Annotated in this window: 14 protein-coding genes and 1 pseudogene; 11 read left to right on the forward strand and 4 right to left on the reverse strand. The window is 70.7% G+C overall.

From position 1 onward, the window contains the following. Nucleotides 1–584, reverse strand: a 584-nt coding sequence (locus MQH10_RS25260; protein ID WP_242566734.1) for a SurA N-terminal domain-containing protein, incomplete at its 3' end; no start/stop codon positions are given. Then, nucleotides 581–1,345 (reverse strand): c-type cytochrome, encoded by a 765-nt coding sequence (locus tag MQH10_RS25265; RefSeq protein ID WP_242566735.1) that lies wholly within the window; start codon nucleotides 1,343–1,345, stop codon nucleotides 581–583. The genes MQH10_RS25265 and MQH10_RS25260, both read right to left, overlap by 4 nt. Before the next feature lie 103 nt (nucleotides 1,346–1,448). Here MQH10_RS25265 and MQH10_RS25270 point away from each other — a divergent pair, with 103 nt between their 5' ends. Beyond that, nucleotides 1,449–2,726 (forward strand): hypothetical protein, encoded by a 1,278-nt coding sequence (locus tag MQH10_RS25270; protein WP_242566736.1) that lies wholly within the window; start codon nucleotides 1,449–1,451, stop codon nucleotides 2,724–2,726. A 374-nt stretch (nucleotides 2,727–3,100) separates the two neighbouring features. Beyond that, complete coding sequence (locus tag MQH10_RS25275; protein WP_242566737.1) at nucleotides 3,101–4,024, forward strand: LysR family transcriptional regulator; 924 nt, start codon at nucleotides 3,101–3,103, stop codon at nucleotides 4,022–4,024. An 88-nt stretch (nucleotides 4,025–4,112) separates the two neighbouring features. On the opposite strand, the gene MQH10_RS25280 is transcribed toward MQH10_RS25275, so the two are convergent. Next, the gene (locus MQH10_RS25280; RefSeq protein WP_242566738.1) at nucleotides 4,113–5,567 is read right to left on the reverse strand and encodes a gamma-glutamyltransferase family protein; all 1,455 of its coding nucleotides are present in this window, start codon (nucleotides 5,565–5,567) and stop codon (nucleotides 4,113–4,115) included. Between the two features lie 268 nt (nucleotides 5,568–5,835). Here MQH10_RS25280 and MQH10_RS25285 point away from each other — a divergent pair, with 268 nt between their 5' ends. From MQH10_RS25285 to MQH10_RS25325, 9 genes and pseudogenes are all read left to right on the forward strand, one after another. Further along, the gene (locus MQH10_RS25285) at nucleotides 5,836–7,068 is read left to right on the forward strand and encodes an allantoate amidohydrolase (RefSeq protein ID WP_242566739.1); all 1,233 of its coding nucleotides are present in this window, start codon (nucleotides 5,836–5,838) and stop codon (nucleotides 7,066–7,068) included. Next, on the forward strand, nucleotides 7,065–8,312 hold the full coding sequence (locus MQH10_RS25290; RefSeq protein WP_242566740.1) for a pyridoxal-phosphate-dependent aminotransferase family protein: 1,248 nt from the start codon (nucleotides 7,065–7,067) through the stop codon (nucleotides 8,310–8,312). The genes MQH10_RS25285 and MQH10_RS25290 overlap by 4 nt, the downstream gene beginning before the upstream one ends. Continuing rightward, nucleotides 8,309–9,216, forward strand: a pseudogene (puuE, locus tag MQH10_RS25295) (allantoinase PuuE). The gene MQH10_RS25290 and the pseudogene puuE overlap by 4 nt, the downstream one beginning before the upstream one ends. Then, nucleotides 9,216–9,401 (forward strand): AtzG-like protein, encoded by a 186-nt coding sequence (locus tag MQH10_RS25300; RefSeq protein ID WP_242566741.1) that lies wholly within the window; start codon nucleotides 9,216–9,218, stop codon nucleotides 9,399–9,401. The pseudogene puuE and the gene MQH10_RS25300 overlap by 1 nt, the downstream one beginning before the upstream one ends. After that, nucleotides 9,398–10,858: an AtzE family amidohydrolase gene (locus MQH10_RS25305; protein ID WP_242566742.1), complete on the forward strand. Its 1,461-nt coding sequence runs from the start codon at nucleotides 9,398–9,400 to the stop codon at nucleotides 10,856–10,858. Before MQH10_RS25300 ends, MQH10_RS25305 begins: the two co-directional genes overlap by 4 nt. Then, nucleotides 10,800–11,258, forward strand: a complete 459-nt coding sequence (gene uraD / locus MQH10_RS25310; protein ID WP_336605233.1) for a 2-oxo-4-hydroxy-4-carboxy-5-ureidoimidazoline decarboxylase — start codon at nucleotides 10,800–10,802, stop codon at nucleotides 11,256–11,258. Before MQH10_RS25305 ends, uraD begins: the two co-directional genes overlap by 59 nt. A gap of 55 nt (nucleotides 11,259–11,313) precedes the next feature. Further along, nucleotides 11,314–12,765, forward strand: coding sequence for an NAD(P)-binding domain-containing protein (locus tag MQH10_RS25315; protein ID WP_242566743.1), 1,452 nt, complete (start codon nucleotides 11,314–11,316; stop codon nucleotides 12,763–12,765). Further along, nucleotides 12,750–13,094 carry a hydroxyisourate hydrolase gene (uraH, locus tag MQH10_RS25320; RefSeq protein ID WP_242566744.1) on the forward strand — a complete coding sequence of 115 codons (345 nt, stop codon included), beginning with the start codon at nucleotides 12,750–12,752 and terminating at the stop codon, nucleotides 13,092–13,094. Before MQH10_RS25315 ends, uraH begins: the two co-directional genes overlap by 16 nt. 114 nt (nucleotides 13,095–13,208) lie before the next feature. Beyond that, a complete protein-coding gene (locus MQH10_RS25325; RefSeq protein WP_242566745.1) occupies nucleotides 13,209–14,555 on the forward strand; it encodes a nucleobase:cation symporter-2 family protein in 1,347 nt (448 codons plus the stop codon). 69 nt (nucleotides 14,556–14,624) lie between these two features. On the opposite strand, the gene MQH10_RS25330 is transcribed toward MQH10_RS25325, so the two are convergent. Beyond that, a partial coding sequence (locus MQH10_RS25330) for a GlcG/HbpS family heme-binding protein (protein ID WP_242566746.1) occupies nucleotides 14,625–15,062 on the reverse strand: 438 nt, incomplete at its 5' end.

Raw genomic sequence — 15,062 nt, forward strand, 5'->3', positions numbered from 1 at the left:
CGGCCGCCGAACCGGGCCAGGACCGCGGCGACGGGCGCCCCGCCCGCCAGGGCCGCGCGCGCCGCGTCGGCCGTGCCGGAAGGGAACACCAGGTCGCGGACCGTCATGGTCCCCTCGCTCGCGTACTTGTCCCGGTGGGCGTCGTAATAGGCGCGGACCTGGTCCTCGGTCGCCCGGGCGGTGACCACATTGGCGGCGGCCTGAGCCTCGACCGCCTTGACCATGGCGGCGCGGATCTCGGGATCCATCACCGCCAGGTCCAGCTCCTTGGCGCGCTGGACGAACAGTTCCTCGCGGATCATGTCGTCCAGGACCTGCTTGCGCACCGCCGGGGTGGCGTCGCCGGGCTCGGGCGCCAGGACCCGCAGTTGGGCGTCATAGTCGATGCGCGAGATCGGCTGCTGATTGACCATGGCGACGGCGTCGGCGGGGACCACCAGGGTCGAGGTGCCCTTGGCGGTGAACAGGGCGACCCCGGCCAGGGCCAGGCCCAGGCCCGCCCCCAGTCCGGCCAGCACGAAGGCGCGGCGGGGATAGACCTGGCTCAGGCTCGACCAGCCGCTCGGCGGCGCTTCAGCGGTCATGGGGTCTCCTTCGGGGTCTCGGATAGCGAGCGGACATAGAGCGCGACCTGACGCAGCTTCAGGGCCGACAGCCGGCCCAGGAAGCCGGGCATCACGCCCCGCCGCCCGAGCGCGATGGATTGAAAGACGCTGGCGTCGCCGCCGTCGCCATAGAGCCAGACATGGTCGAGCAGGTTGGGGGCGCCGATCGCCGGGTCGCCGCGGGCGTCCCCGCCGTGACAGTCGTAGCAGCCGCCGCGCCCGGCATAGATCGCCTGCCCCCGTTGGACGGCGCCGTCATCGGAGACCGGCTGCCCCCGCGCGCGATCCAGGAAGGCGATCACGTCGGCAATGTCGCCGGGGCTGAGCGGGTCGATCTGGTGGGCCGGGCTCGGTTTGATCGTCCCATAGGCGGGCATGACCGCCAGGTTCCAGCCCTTGGGATCGTGCGAGCGAATTCCATAGGCGACCGTCTGCTCGATCTCGCCCACCGCGCCGGTTCCATAGAGCCAGTCGTGGTCGGTCAGGTTCGGAACCCCCCGCCCGCCGCGCCCGTCTGCGCCATGGCAGCTCGCGCAGTTGGCGGCGAATACCCCGCGTCCGGCCGCGACGGCGGCGCGCTTCAGACCCGCATCAGCAATGGGCGCGTCAGGGTCCGCGCGCAGCAGCTGCGCGTCCCGTCGCGCCGCGACGACATAGAGGGCGAGCAGGACCGCCAGCAGGCCGACGCCGCCCAGCATCCATGCGCGCCACCCCGCCCTGGGCGCCAAGTTCGCAGCCATTCACGCCCCCCGGCGCCGCATTCGTCCGCACTGGACCGGTCGCCTCGAGCCTGAAGGGTTAGCGCGCCGCCCCGGGGCGTCATGTGATTTACGGTTATCCGGGATGTTACAGAACGTTATCAGAAGCGCCCCGGACGCCGAGTCCGCCGACCTGCTGGTCGCCCTGGCGGCCGAGGTGCGGGCCAGCGGCGTGCTGGGCCGGTCGCGGCTGCTGATCGGCCTGTTCGACTATCTGGTGGCCCGCGCGGTCGAGGGGCGGTCGCCGAAGGAGCGGGAGATCGCCTATGAGGTCTTCGGCCGCTCGGGCGACTTCGAGGCCGGCCAGGACGCGGTGGTCCGGGTCTATGCCCACCGGCTGCGCGCCAAGCTCGACCATCATGCCCGGACCGCCGCGTCGGCCAGCGGTCATCGGCTGACCCTGGCCAAGGGCGAGTACCGGATCGTCGCCGAGCCGGAGACGACCGCCGCAGGTCCCACTCTGCCGGCCTCGCCGCCCCTGAGCCGGCGGTCCAGCTTATTCGTGCTGGCGGGCCTGCTGCTCGCCGCGATCAACCTGGCGGCCCTCGCCGTAGTGCTGCACCGGCCCGCCACCCCCGCCGATCTGGCGGCCGCCAGTCCCGTCTGGCGTCCCTTTCTCGACAGCCGGTTTCCCCTGACCCTGGTGGTCGGGGACTATTACATCTTCGGCGAATCCGACGACGGCATGGAGATCGCCCGGCTGGTCCGGGAATACGGCGTCAATTCGCCGGACGACCTGACCCAGTTCCTGATGCAGCATCCCGACAAGGCCGCCCGCTATGTCGACCTGGGGCTCAGCTACCTGCCGACCTCCAGCGCGCCAGCGGTCACTCGCCTCTCTGGACTGTTCGCCGGCCGAAAGCCCGTGACCGTCCTACGCGCCTCGCAGCTGACGCCCGACATGCTGAAGACCCACGACATCATCTATGTCGGCTATCTCAGCGGTCTCGGCCCCCTGAGCGCCCCGGCCTTTTCCGGTTCGAATTACCGGGTCGGGGAGAGTTACGACGAGCTGATCGATACCGGGACCCGCAAGGCCTATTTCAGCCAGGGCGCCATGGGGCCGTCCCGCGGCGGCGTCTATAGCGACTACGGCTATTTCGCCGCCTTCCGGGGGCCGGCGGGCAACCACATCGCCATCGTCGCCGGCGCCCGCGACATCGGCGCCGTCGCCGCGGCCGAGCAGGTCTCCAGCGCCGAGGGTTTGAAGGCCCTCAAATCGGTCGCCAAGACCTCCCCCGCCTTCGAGGCGCTCTATGCGGTGACGGGCGAAGGCGACGTCAATTTCCAGAGCCACACCCTCTCGATGCGGCCCAGGTCCGCCCCCAGGGATTGGTCGCAGGATCCGTCCGCGGGCTCCTGACCGCGACAGGCGCCAGAAGGTCGCACGTCTTGACGGCCTTGCTCCAAGAGTTTCAACGATTTTCGTAAGCTGGATGACCTCCGGCGCAAGAAGAAGGTCGCTCCAGACCTCGGACCTGAATCATCGAATACCTGTTTCAGACCGCGCGAACACACGCCAGGCGGGAAGGCCCGACAAATCCGTAGGCAGAGGGCCGCAACGGGGCGTCAATTGTGATCAAATCCGGGTCAGGCACGGTCCTCCGCCGCCAGCCCTGCGCCATCACCTTGAATTTCCACCGCATTCAAACTCCCATCGAGCTCACGGCTTGTAGGAAGGGCGCGATGGCGCGTCTGGAAGCCGCGAGCGCGGACCAGGTCCGCCGGAGGTGACTCGTGTTGAATGAGCTGTCCGTTTTCGTGAAGGCCGTGGAGCTGAAGAGCATCTCGGCCGCCGCGCGCAACCTGCGTCTGTCGGCCGCCGCCGCCAGCCACCGCATCCTTCAGCTGGAAGAGCAGATGGGCATCCGCCTGCTGAACCGCACCACCCGCAGCCTGCAGCCGACCGAGGCGGGCCTGATCTTCTATGAGCACGCCCTCGACGTCCTGGCCGCCGTGGAGCGGGCCGAGAACAGCATGGCCACGGCCAGCGGCGTACCGACCGGAACGCTTCGGGTGACCGCGCCCCTGGGCTTCGGACGCCGGTTCCTGGCGCCGCTGGTCTCGGAGTTCCACGCCCTCTATCCGCGCCTGGAGATCCGGCTGCGGCTGTCTGATCATGTGATCGACCTCCTCTCGGAATCTGTAGACGTCGCGGTCCGCATGGCGGTGCTGCCGGACTCCAGCCTGGTGGTCCGCAAGATCGCCGACTGCCCCCGGGTGCTCTGCGCTTCGCCGGCCTATCTCGAACAGCACGGCCGGCCCGAGACGCCGGACGATCTGCTGCAGCACAACTGCCTCCTGCTCCGCTATCCCGGCAGCGCCCAGGCCCGCTGGACCCTGGAGACCCCCGCCGGCCCGACGGTCGTGCCGGTGGCCGGCCGCTTCGACGCTGACGACGGCGACGTGCTGACCGAATGGGCCCTGCAGGGCGCCGGCATCGTGCTGAAGCCCTATTGGGAGGTCGCCGACCATCTGCGGCGCGGCGAGTTGGAAGCCCTGATGCCGGCCTTCCCGCCGGAGGCGGTGTCGCTGACCCTGCTCTATCCCAACAAGCACCTGCTGCCGGCCCGCGTGCGGCTGTTCGCCGACTTCCTGGTCGAGCGGACCCGCCTGCTGATCGAGCGGCCGGCGGCAGCCGCCGTCGCCGCCGTCGCCTAGTAGGCGGCGACCGCGCCCTCGCTGCGGGGGTCGGTCGCCCCTTCGAGCACCCCGTCCGCCGCCCGGACGATGGCGCCGGCATGGCCCATCAGGCTGGTGAACGGGGCGACCACCTCGACGTCATGGCCGGCGCCCGCAGACGGTCGACCAGGGCGCGGGGAAAGCGATCCTCCAGCTTCAGATTGGTGGCGTCGTCGCCCCAGGTGCGGCCGAGCAGCCAGCGCGGCGCGGTCACCGCCTGCTGCAGGTCCTGGCCGAAGCGCGCATAGCGGCTGAACACCGCCGCCTGGGTCTGGGGCTGCCCCTCCCCGCCCATGGTGCCGTAGACCATCACCCGGCCGTCGTCGAAGCGGGCCATGGCGGGATTGAGGGTGTGAAACGGCTTGGCGCCCGGCTTCAGCTGGTTGGGGCCTTCGCCGGCCAGGCTGAAGCTGCAGCCGCGGTTCTGCCAGATCACCCCGGTGCGCGGCAGGGCAAGACCTGAGCCGAACTCGAAATAGGTGCTCTGGATCGCGCTCACCGCCCGGCCCTCGGCGTCGATCACGCCGAACCAGACGGTGTCGCCGCCGATCGGCGACGGGGGCCAGGGGGCAGCCGTGCGCGGGTCGATGCGGCCGGCCATGCGGTCCAGCCCGCGCCAGTCGTCCAGCACCGCCTGGGCCGACCAGGCGCCCGGATCGCCGACATGGGCGTCACGCACCCGGAAGGCCTGCTTGGTCGCCTCGATCAGCCCATGCAGATGCTCGAAGCTCTCGCCGCGCTCGCATTCCAGCCGATCGAACAGGGCCAGGATCAGCAGCGAGGCCACGCCCTGGGTCGGCGGCGGCAGGTTGAACAGCCGCGCGCCGGAGACGCTGACGCTGAGCGGGGCGACCGTGTCCGCACGGTGGGCCCGCAGATCCTCCAGCCCAACCGGCGATCCGGCCGCCTCCAGGTCGGCGGCGAAATCCTCCGCCAGGGCCCCGCGATAGAAGCTGTCCAGTCCGTCGCTCGCCAGGCGACGCAGGGTGCGGGCGAGCGCCGGCTGCATCAGGCGCTGGCCGCATCCGATGGGGTCTCCGCCGGGCAGGAACACCTCAGCGAAACCGGGCAAGGCCTCCAGCTCGGCCTGCTTGGCGGCGACCATCTCCGACAGGCCGGCGCCGGCGACCACGCCCTCCTCGGCCAGGCGGATCGCCTCGCCCAGAACAGCGTCCAGGCTCATGCCGGCCCCGCCCAGTTCCAGCACCCGCGCCCAGCCCGACAGGGTCCCGGCCACGGTGTTGGCGGCCAGCGGTCCGCGCCAGGGGATCCGCTCGAAGCCTTGCTGGCGATAGAGCTCCACATCGGCGCGGCCCGCCGCGCGGCCACAGGCGTCCACCGCCACCGGGTCGGCGCCCGGTTCGGACACCAGCCAGAAGCTGTCGCCGCCGATGCTGTTCATGTGCGGATAGACCACCGCAAGCGTCGCCGCCGTGGCCACTGCGGCCTCCGCCGCCGTGCCGCCGGCGCGCAGCACCTGCAGCCCCGCGCTGCTGGCCAGGTGATGGGGAGACGTCACCATCCCCCGCGAACTTCGCACCGCATTCAGCATTCCGACCTCTTCGCCCGCTTAGCGCAGATCATAGCGAAGACAACCGGCAAGGCTTCAGCCAGGGCGGGCTGCGACCCGCTAGCACTTTCAAACGCTATCTGAAGGTCCGGCGCGGACGGAGGCGCCAAGATGATCGGGCTGGAGTGCGAGGCGGATGTGGGAGCCGCCGCTGTTCCGGCGCCCCGACGTCATGGACGCAATCGTTGCTCGGCAGGTTATGGATTTACTGATTCCCGACATGGGGCTCCGTCCTGTGGCGCGCTGCGACGCCCTCGGCGCCGCGCCCTACAGTGAGAGCAGCGCCTTTCTCCTCAGGCCGTACCTGACCGCGTCGCATCGCCATGCGCTCGACCTGTTGAGCGACTGGATGACGGAGGCGGGCATGAGCGTCCGCCTGGATCCGATGGGCAATCTCATCGGCCGCTATGAGGGGCTGACGCCCGGCGCGCCGGCCCTGCTGATCGGTTCGCATATCGACACCGTGCCTGACAGCGGCCGCTATGACGGGGCGCTGGGCGTGATGCTGGGCGTCGAATGCGTCGCGGCCTTCTCCCGCGCCGGGCGGCGCCTGCCCTTCGCCATCGAGGTCATCGCCTTTGGCGACGAGGAAGGCTCCAGATTCCCTGCCTCCATGTTGTGCAGCAAGGCGATCGCCAGCGGCGTCAGCGCGGAAGCTCTGGCCTTGACCGACCAGAACGGCGTCACCCTGGCTCAGTCCCTGGAAGCGTTCGGCCTGGATCCCAGCCGCGTGGCCGAAGCGGTCCGGCGACCTGGAGAAGTTCTGGCCTATGTCGAAGCCCATATTGAACAAGGCCCGGTCCTGGAGTCGGAGGGCCTGCCCATCGGCGTCGTGACCGGCATCGCCGCCCAGCTGCGGCTGCGGGCCAAGTTCGTGGGCACGGCGGGACATGCGGGCACCACGCCCATGAACCTGCGCGCCGACGCGCTCGCCGCCGGCGCCGCCGGCGTCCTGGCCGTGGAGCGCATCTGCCGCGACGGGGCCCAGGACCTGGTCGGCACGGTCGGCAAGTTCCAGACCTCGACCTCGGCCTTCAACGTCATCGCCGGCGAGGCGGAGATCTTCATCGACGTGCGCGCCAGCGACCGTGACACCCGCAACGCCGCCGCCGAGCACATCCGCCAGGAGCTGGAGGGGATCGCCGAAGCCCGTGGGCTGAGCCTGGAATTCGTCCAGGTCCAGGACCTGCCCGGCTGCCCCTGCGATCCGGAACTGACCCGGCTGATGGGCGAGGCGGTGGAGGATGTCGGCGTGCCCGCCCGGATGCTGATGAGCGGGGCGGGTCACGACGCCATGGCCGTCGCCCGCATCGCGCCGGTGGCCATGCTGTTCATCCGCTGCGAGGGCGGGGTCAGCCACAATTCGGCGGAGCAGGTCACCTACGAGGACACCGGCTTCGCAGCCCGCGCCATGGTCGCCTTCGTCGAGCGCCTGGAGGCGCGCGGCCTATGAGCGCGTCAGACGGCCTTGGGGCCGGCGAGATCGATCCGCCCCAGCGGCTGCTGATGGGGCCGGGCCCCGCCAACGCCCATCCGCGGGTGCTGCGGGCCATGTCGGCCCAGTTGCTCGGCCAGTTCGATCCGGAATTCACCGACTATATGAACGAGACCATGGCGCTCTATCGCCAGGTCTTCCAGACGCAGAACCGCCAGACCTTTCTGATCGACGGCACGGCGCGGGCGGCGATCGAGGCGGCCTTGATCTCGGTGCTCGCGCCCGGCGACGTCTGCCTGGTGGCCAGTCACGGCCGCTTCGGCGCCCTGCTGACCGAGATCGCCGAACGCTGCGGCGCGGTGGTGCATGTGGTCTCAGCCCCGTGGGGCGAAGTCGTGCCGATGGCGAAGCTGGCCGAGGCGGCCGCCGCCGTGAAGCCCCGGCTGATCGCCTGCGTGCACGGCGACACCTCCACCACCATGGCCCAGCCGCTTGAGGGCCTGGGCGAGGTCGCCCGCCAATGCGGCGCGCTCTCCTTCGTCGACGCCACCGCGACGCTCGCCGGCATGCCGACCCCGGTCGACGCCTGGGGCGCGGACATCGTCAGCGCCGGCCTGCAGAAGTGCCTGGGCGGGCCGTCGGGCATCGCGCCCATCACGATCTCCGACCGTGCGGCCGAGCACATCTTCTCGCGCCGGCATGTCGAGTTGGGCCTGGCGGCCGGCGGTCCTTCGGGAAACGGCCCCAGGATCGCGTCCAACTATTTCGATCTGGCGATGATCATGGACTACTGGTCCGAGCGCCGGCTGAACCACCACACCGAGTCCACCACCCTGCTCTATGGCGCGCGCGAGTGCGCCCGGCTGGTTCTGGCCGAGGGGCTCGAGGCCCGCTTCGCCCGCCATGCGGCCGCCGGCCGGGCCATGACCGCGGGGGTCGAGGCCATGGGTCTGACCGTCTACGGCGACCGCGCCCACAAGATGACCAATGTCACGGGAGTCTACATCCCCGAGGGCGTCGACGGCGAACGGGTGCGGGCCCGGATGCGGGTCGATTTCGGCATCGAGATCGGCAGCTCCTTCGGCCCGCTGCACGGCAAGATCTGGCGGCTGGGCGCCATGGGCTACAACTGCACCAAGCCCAATGTGCTCAACACCCTGGGAGCCCTGGAGGCCGTGCTGCGCACCGAAGGCGTCGCGCTCCCGTCCGGCCAGGCGGTGGATGCGGCCCTGGCGGTCTTCGGATCGGGGATCGCCGCGTGACCTATCCCCGCGACCTGATCGGCTATGGCGGCCGGCGCCCCACGCCCAGTGGCCGAACGGCGCCCGCATCGCTGTCCAGTTCGTGCTCAACTACGAGGAAGGCGCGGAGAATTCCGTGCTGCACGGCGACCCCGCCGCCGAAGCCTTTCTGTCGGAGATGGTCGGCGCCCAGGCGATCCCCGGCGCCCGGCACATGTCGATGGAGAGCCTCTACGAATATGGCTCCCGCGCCGGCTTCTGGCGGCTGCGGGACCTCTTCGTCTCCCGCGGCGCGCCGCTCACCGTCTACGGCGTGGCCATGGCGCTGGAGCGCAATCCGCTGGCCGTCGAGGCCATGCGGGAGGCCGGCTGGGAGATCGCCACCCACGGCTATCGCTGGATCAACTACCAGGACGTCCCGGCGGAGATCGAGCGCGAGCACATCGCCAAGGCCATCGAGATTCACACCCGGCTGACGGGGGAGCGGCCTCTGGGCTGGTACCAGGGCCGCACCAGCCCCAACACCGCGCGCCTGGTCTCGGAAGAGGGCGGCTTCGTCTATGACGCCGACTCCTACGCCGACGACCTGCCCTATTACGACGACCAGCACGGCCAGCCGCAGCTGATCGTGCCCTATACGCTCGACACCAACGACATGCGGTTCGTCGCCTATCAGGGCTTCAACGCCGGCGACCAGTTCCTGAACTATCTGAAGGACGCCTTCGACACCCTTTACGCCGAGGGCGAGACCGCGCCGAAGATGCTGTCCATCGGCCTGCACTGCCGTGTGGCCGGACGGCCCGCGCGCCTGGCCTCGGTCGCCAAGTTCCTCGACTACGTCCTGGCCCATGATCGGGTCTGGGTGGCCAAGCGCATCGACATCGCCCGTCACTGGCTGGCGACCCATCCCTATCAGGCGCCCTGATGGCCAGCTCCGACGAGATCGACGCCTTCGTCTCGGCGGCCGCCGCGCTGCTGGATCTGCAGCTGTCCGAGACCAGCCACCGCGCTGTGGCCGCCAATATCGCCATCCTGCTCGACCGGGCGTCGGACTTCGAGGGGATCAAGATGGCCGACGATCTCGACCCCGCCACCCTGCTGCGCCCATGACCGCCGCGCCGGAAACCGCCTTCGAGATCGCCGCGGCCGTCGCGGCCGGCCGGACCACCGCCGTGGAGATGACGGCCCGCAGCCTTCAGCGGATCGCCCGGGCCGATCCGGCCATCAACGCCTTCACCGCGGTCTTCACGGAAACCGCCTTGGCCGAAGCCGCCGCCCTGGATGCGTCCCTGGCGGCCGGCGCGGCGCCGGGCCCCCTGGCCGGCGTTCCCTTCGCGGTGAAGAACCTGTTCGACGTCGCCGGGGTCACCACCCTCGCCGGCTCGATCATCGATGCCTCGAACCCGCCCGCCGCCCGCGACGCCACCCTGGTGGCCAAGCTCCGGGACGCCGGCGCGATCCTGGTCGGCGCTCTGAACATGGACGAGTACGCCTACGGCTTCACGACCGAGAATTCGCACTACGGACCGACCCGTAATCCTCACGACCTGAGCCTGGTCTCCGGCGGATCGTCCGGTGGGTCGGCGGCGGCGGTCGCGGCGGGTCTGGTTCCCCTGACCCTGGGATCCGACACCAATGGCTCGATCCGCGTGCCCGCGGCGTTCTGCGGGCTCTATGGCCTGAAACCCACCTTCGGCGGCCTGTCGCGTCACGGGGTCCGGCCCTTCGTGCACAGCCTGGATCACGCCGGGCCCTTCGCCCGGACGGCCCGGGACATGGCGCTCGCCTATGACGTCCTGCAGGGCCATGACCCTCAGGATCCGGCGAGCCGCGAGGGTCCGGCCATTCCCACCCTGCCCCTGGTCGACATGCCGCCCCAGGGCCTGCGGGCCGGTCGGCTGGGCGGCTGGTTCGAGACCGGAGCCGGGGATCTGGTCGTCGCCGCCGCGGCCCGGGTCGCCGACGCCCTCACCGCGACCGCCACCGAGCTTCCGGGCGCCCACGCCGCGCGATCCGCCGCCTTCTGCATCACCGGCAGCGAAGGCGGATCGCTGCACCTGAAAAACCTGCGCGAGCGTCCCGGCGACTTCGATCCCGCCACCCGCGACCGGCTGATCGCCGGCGCCATGCTGCCGGCCCACATCGTCGCCCGCGCGCACCGTTATCGCCGCCGCTTCCTGGCCGAGGCCCTGGCCCTGTTCGAGACCTTCGACGTTCTGATCGCGCCGGCCACGCCCTTCCCGGCCCAGCCGATCGGCCAGGCGACCATCCGCCTGAACGGCGCCGAGGTGTCGGTTCGCGCCAATGCCGGCATGTACACCCAGCCGATCAGCTTCATCGGCCTGCCGGGCCTGACCCTGCCGATCGTGCAGCCCGCCACGCCGCCGGTCGGCGTCCAGCTGATTGCGGCGCCGGGCGGCGAGGCCCTGCTGATCCAGGTCGCCGCCCAGCTAGAGCGCGACGGTGTGATCGGCGCCGGTCCCAGGCTCGACCTCGCGAGTTCGCCGCATGAGCCCCCTGCCCGCCACGCGCGAGGCCTTCCTCGCCGCCTTCGGTCATCTCTATGAGCACTCCCCCTGGGTCGCCGAACGCGCCTGGGCGAAGGGCCCCTTCGCCGAGCCCGAGGCCCTGAAAGCGGCGTTCCAGACCGCCATCGCGGATGCCTCGACCGCCGAACAGCTCGCCCTGCTGCGCGCCCACCCTCAGCTCGCCGACAAGGCCGCAATCGCCCAGGGGCTGACCGCCGACTCCGCGGCCGAGCAGGCCAGCGCCGGCCTCGACCGCCTGACAGAGGCCGAGTTCGGCGAGTTCCACGCCCTCAACGCCGCCTATGCGGAGCGGTTCGGCTTTCCCTTCATCATCTGCGTGCGCCTGCACGACAAGGCCGGGATCCTGGCGCCATGCGCCAGCGTCTGGCCGGCGCGCCGGAAGCCGAGTTCGCCGAGGCCCTGGCCCAGGTCGGGCTGATCAGCGGCCTGCGCCTGACCGACGCCCTGCAGGCCCTGACCCCGGAGCCGCAGCCATGAACGCCATCACCGCCATCGAGTCCTCCCCGGCCCTTGAGGCCCTGGGCCAGCAGGTCCGCCGCGACCTCGAGACCCTGGAGTTCAACGGCCCCGACTGGGTCAAGCCACGGCAGGGGCCCAACGGCGAGCCCGTGCTCGACGCCCTGATTATCGGCGGCGGCCAGAGCGGCCTGGCGGCGGGCTTCGCCCTGCTGCGTGAGCGGATCCGCAACATCCTGATCCTGGATGAGAACCCCGCCGGCGCCGAAGGCCCCTGGGTCACCTACGCCCGCATGGTCACCCTGCGCACGCCCAAGCACCTGGGCAGCATCGAACAGGGGATGCCGGCGCTCGCCTTCCGCACCTGGTGGACCGCGCAATATGGCGAGGCCGGCTGGGACGGGCTCGGCAAGATCCCGCGCCAGGAGTGGATGCGTTACCTGCGCTGGTACCGGCAGGTCCTGGATCTGCCGGTCCGCAACGAGGCCCAGGTCACCCGGATCGAACCCCTGGGCGGCGGCCTGCACCGGGTCTTCATCGGCGGGGCCGGCGCGCCCGGAAACGGGACCCTGCTGGCGCGCAACGTCATCCTCGCCACGGGGATCCAGGGCGGCGGCGAATGGCACACCCCGCCCATGGTCGCCGAGCGCCTGCCGAGGAGCCGCTACGCCCATACGTCAGAGGCGATAGACTTTGAGGCGCTGAAGGGCCGCCGGATCGCCATTCTGGGCGGCGGCGCCTCGGCCTTCGACAACGCCCAGCACGCCCTGTCGCTGGGCGTGGGCGAGGTCCACGTCTTCATGCGCCGCCGGGAGATGCCGCGCATCAATCCGATCCGCCACATGGAGGTCTCGGGTCTGATCCGCAATTACGCGGTCCTGGATGACGGCCGGAAGTACCGGGCCATGCGCCACTTCCTCGATCACGCCCAGCCGCCGACCAACGACACCTTCGAGCGCGCTGCCGCCTATCCGGAGTTCCGGCTGCATCTTGGCGCGCCGTGGCTCGATCTGCGCGAGACGCCGGACGGCGCCGTGGTCACCACGCCCCAGGGCGAACAGGGGTTCGACTTCCTGATCCTCAGCACCGGCCTGGTCACCGACACCCGGCTGCGCCCCGAGCTCGACGCCGTGCGCGAGGATATCGCCCTTTGGGCCGACCGCTACGAGGCGCCCGCCGACCTCGCCCATCCGCTGATCGACCAGCATCCCTATCTGGGGCCCGGCTTCGAGTTCCTGCCCAGGACGCCGGAGGCCGCCGACCGCGTCGCCGGGCTCTACGCCTTCAACTATTCGGCCCTGGCCAGCCTCGGCCTGTCCGCCTCCGCCCTCTCGGGCCTGAAAGTCGCCCTGCCCAAGCTGGCCGGCGCGGTCTGCGCCCGCCTGTTCCTCCAGGACCAGGACGCCCTGCTCGCCGACTTCCTCGGCTATGACGAACCGGAGTTCCTAGGCGCATGGCCGGCCAACTGACCACCCACGCCCTTGACACCGTCCGCGGCGCCGGCGCTGCCGGACTGAAGGTCACCCTCTACCGCCTGGATCCCGCCCCGGTCTTCGTGGCCGAGGTGATTCTGGACGACCGGGGCCGAGGCGTGGTGCTGCAGGACGGTCTGACGGTCGGCGCCTATGAGCTGGTCTTCGCCGCCGCCGCCTATCACCGCGCGACCGGCGCCGTGATCGCCGACCCGCCGTTTCTGGATGAAGTGCCGATCCGTTTCGGGGTCGCCGAGCCGGACGGCCACTATCACGTGCCCCTGCTGCTCACCCCCTACAGCTACTCGACCTATCGCGGTGGCTGAGCCCGCGATCTTGGCGGTTTTTGCGAAACTGTTCGCGCCGCAAGCCCGGCGGGATCGGGGGCCCGGCCCGCTAATCTCAGGCCTCGCTCAGACCCAGACAGCCAGGGACAGACCATGACGGACCAGCCCCAGATCCACCCGGTGGACCGCATTCCGGCGCCCCATGTGCTGCTGGCGCTCGGCCTGCAGCATGTGCTGGTCATGTACGCCGGCGCCGTCGCCGTGCCCCTGATCATCGGCCGCGCGCTCGGCCTGCCGCCCGCCGACGTGGCCCTGCTGATCACCGCCGACCTGTTCGCCTGCGGGGTCGCCACCCTGATCCAGTCCCTGGGCGTGCCAGGCGTCGGCGTTCGACTGCCGATCATGATGGGCGTCACCTTCGCCTCCGTCGCCCCGATGATGAGCATGATCGCGGCTGGCGCGGCGGCGGGCGCCGACCGCTCGGCGACCCTGCAGCTGATCTATGGCTCGGTGATCGGGGCCGGGGTGTTCGGTCTGGTCGCCGCCAGCTTCGTCAGCCGGCTGTCGCGTCTGTTTCCGCCGGTGGTGACCGGCTCGGTGATCCTGGTGATCGGCGTCAGCCTGATGCGGATCGGCATCGACTGGGCGGCGGGCGGTCAGTCCAGCGCGCCGGACTATGGCAGCCCGCTCTATCTGGGCATCGCCCTGTTCGTGCTGGCGGTGATCCTGGTGCTGACCAAGTTCGCCACCGGCTTCATCCGCCACATCGCTGTACTTCTGGGCCTGATCGCCGGCGCGGCGCTCTGCCTGGCGCTCGGACGCATGCACCTGGACGGCGTCGCCGCCGCGCCCTGGCTGCGCGTGGTGCGCCCCTTCCAGTTCGGCATGCCGCGCTTCGAGATCGCCCCGATCGTGACCATGTGCCTGGTGCTGCTGGTGGTGATGATCGAGAGCTTCGGCATGTTCCTGGCGGTCGGCGACATGGTCGGCCGGCCCCTGGACCAGAAGGCGCTGGCCCGCGGCCTGCGCGGCGACGCCCTCGGCACCATTATCGGCGGGGTGTTCAACACCTTCCCCTACACCTCCTTCTCCCAGAACGTCGGGCTGGTCGGCGTGACCCAGGTTCGCTCGCGCTTCGTCTGCGTCGCGGCTGGCGTGATCATGCTGATCCTCAGCCTCAGCCCGAAGCTGGGCGCGTTGGTCGCCGCCGTGCCCTCCTATGTGCTGGGCGGGGCGGGGCTCGTCATGTTCGGCATGGTGGTGGCGACGGGGGTGAAGATCCTGACCACCGCCCGCCTGGCGGAAGCGCCCGACAACATGTTCATCGTCGCCGTCTCGGTCGGCGCCGGCATGATCCCGCTGGTCGCCGACAAGTTCTTCCAGGCCATGCCCGCCGCCCTGTCGCCGCTGCTGCACTCCGGGATCCTGCTGGCCACGCTCACGGCGGTGCTGCTGAACCTCTGGTTCAACGGCCTGGGCAAGTCGGGCGAAACCCACTGACCACCCAAACGGAAGAGGCCGCCGGGGGTGAACCCGGCGGCCTCGCAAAGTCCGTCTCAGATGTGGGGTCTAGAGGCGGTCCTTGATCTTCGCCACGCCGGCCAGGGCGCAGACATCGTCCTTCTCACCGCCCGGCGCGCCGCCGACGCCGATCGCGCCGATCAGCTCGCCGCCGGACATCAGCGGCTGGCCGCCGGCGCGGGCGAACAGGGTGGTGTCGGCCGCCAGCTTGGCCGCCAGAGCGGTGTCGGTCTTGGCTTGCTCGGCGATTGCCGCGGTCGGGGCCTTGAAGGCCACCGAGGTCGTCGCCTTCTTGGTGCTGGAGGTGATGCCCATGGCGCGCACGCCGTCGCCGGCCAGCAGCACCTTCAGCACGCCGGCCGAGTCGACCACGCTGACCGAGACCTTGAAGCCGTTGGCCGTGCAGGTGGCGAGCGCCGTCTGGGCGGCCTCGAGCGCCAGGGCGGTCGCCGGGCCCTTCCAGGGCGGTCGCCGGGCCCTTGGCGG

It is taken from the genome of Phenylobacterium aquaticum (assembly GCF_022695515.1).
Taxonomy (GTDB): domain Bacteria; phylum Pseudomonadota; class Alphaproteobacteria; order Caulobacterales; family Caulobacteraceae; genus Phenylobacterium; species Phenylobacterium aquaticum.

Excerpts from the sequence above, each read along its gene's own strand:
- MQH10_RS25325 (WP_242566745.1), top strand. The coding sequence starts at position 13,209 with ATGACGGACCAGCCCCAGATCCACCCGGTGGACCGCATTCCGGCGCCC.
- MQH10_RS25305 (WP_242566742.1), top strand. The coding sequence starts at position 9,398 with ATGACCGCCGCGCCGGAAACCGCCTTCGAGATCGCCGCGGCCGTCGCG.
- MQH10_RS25280 (WP_242566738.1), bottom strand. The coding sequence starts at position 5,567 with ATGGTGACGTCTCCCCATCACCTGGCCAGCAGCGCGGGGCTGCAGGTG.
- MQH10_RS25270 (WP_242566736.1), top strand. The coding sequence starts at position 1,449 with ATGTTACAGAACGTTATCAGAAGCGCCCCGGACGCCGAGTCCGCCGAC.
- uraD (WP_336605233.1), top strand. The coding sequence starts at position 10,800 with ATGAGCCCCCTGCCCGCCACGCGCGAGGCCTTCCTCGCCGCCTTCGGT.
- MQH10_RS25290 (WP_242566740.1), top strand. The coding sequence starts at position 7,065 with ATGAGCGCGTCAGACGGCCTTGGGGCCGGCGAGATCGATCCGCCCCAG.
- MQH10_RS25300 (WP_242566741.1), top strand. The coding sequence starts at position 9,216 with ATGGCCAGCTCCGACGAGATCGACGCCTTCGTCTCGGCGGCCGCCGCG.
- uraH (WP_242566744.1), top strand. The coding sequence starts at position 12,750 with ATGGCCGGCCAACTGACCACCCACGCCCTTGACACCGTCCGCGGCGCC.
- MQH10_RS25315 (WP_242566743.1), top strand. The coding sequence starts at position 11,314 with ATGAACGCCATCACCGCCATCGAGTCCTCCCCGGCCCTTGAGGCCCTG.
- MQH10_RS25285 (WP_242566739.1), top strand. The coding sequence starts at position 5,836 with ATGGGGCTCCGTCCTGTGGCGCGCTGCGACGCCCTCGGCGCCGCGCCC.
- MQH10_RS25265 (WP_242566735.1), bottom strand. The coding sequence starts at position 1,345 with ATGGCTGCGAACTTGGCGCCCAGGGCGGGGTGGCGCGCATGGATGCTG.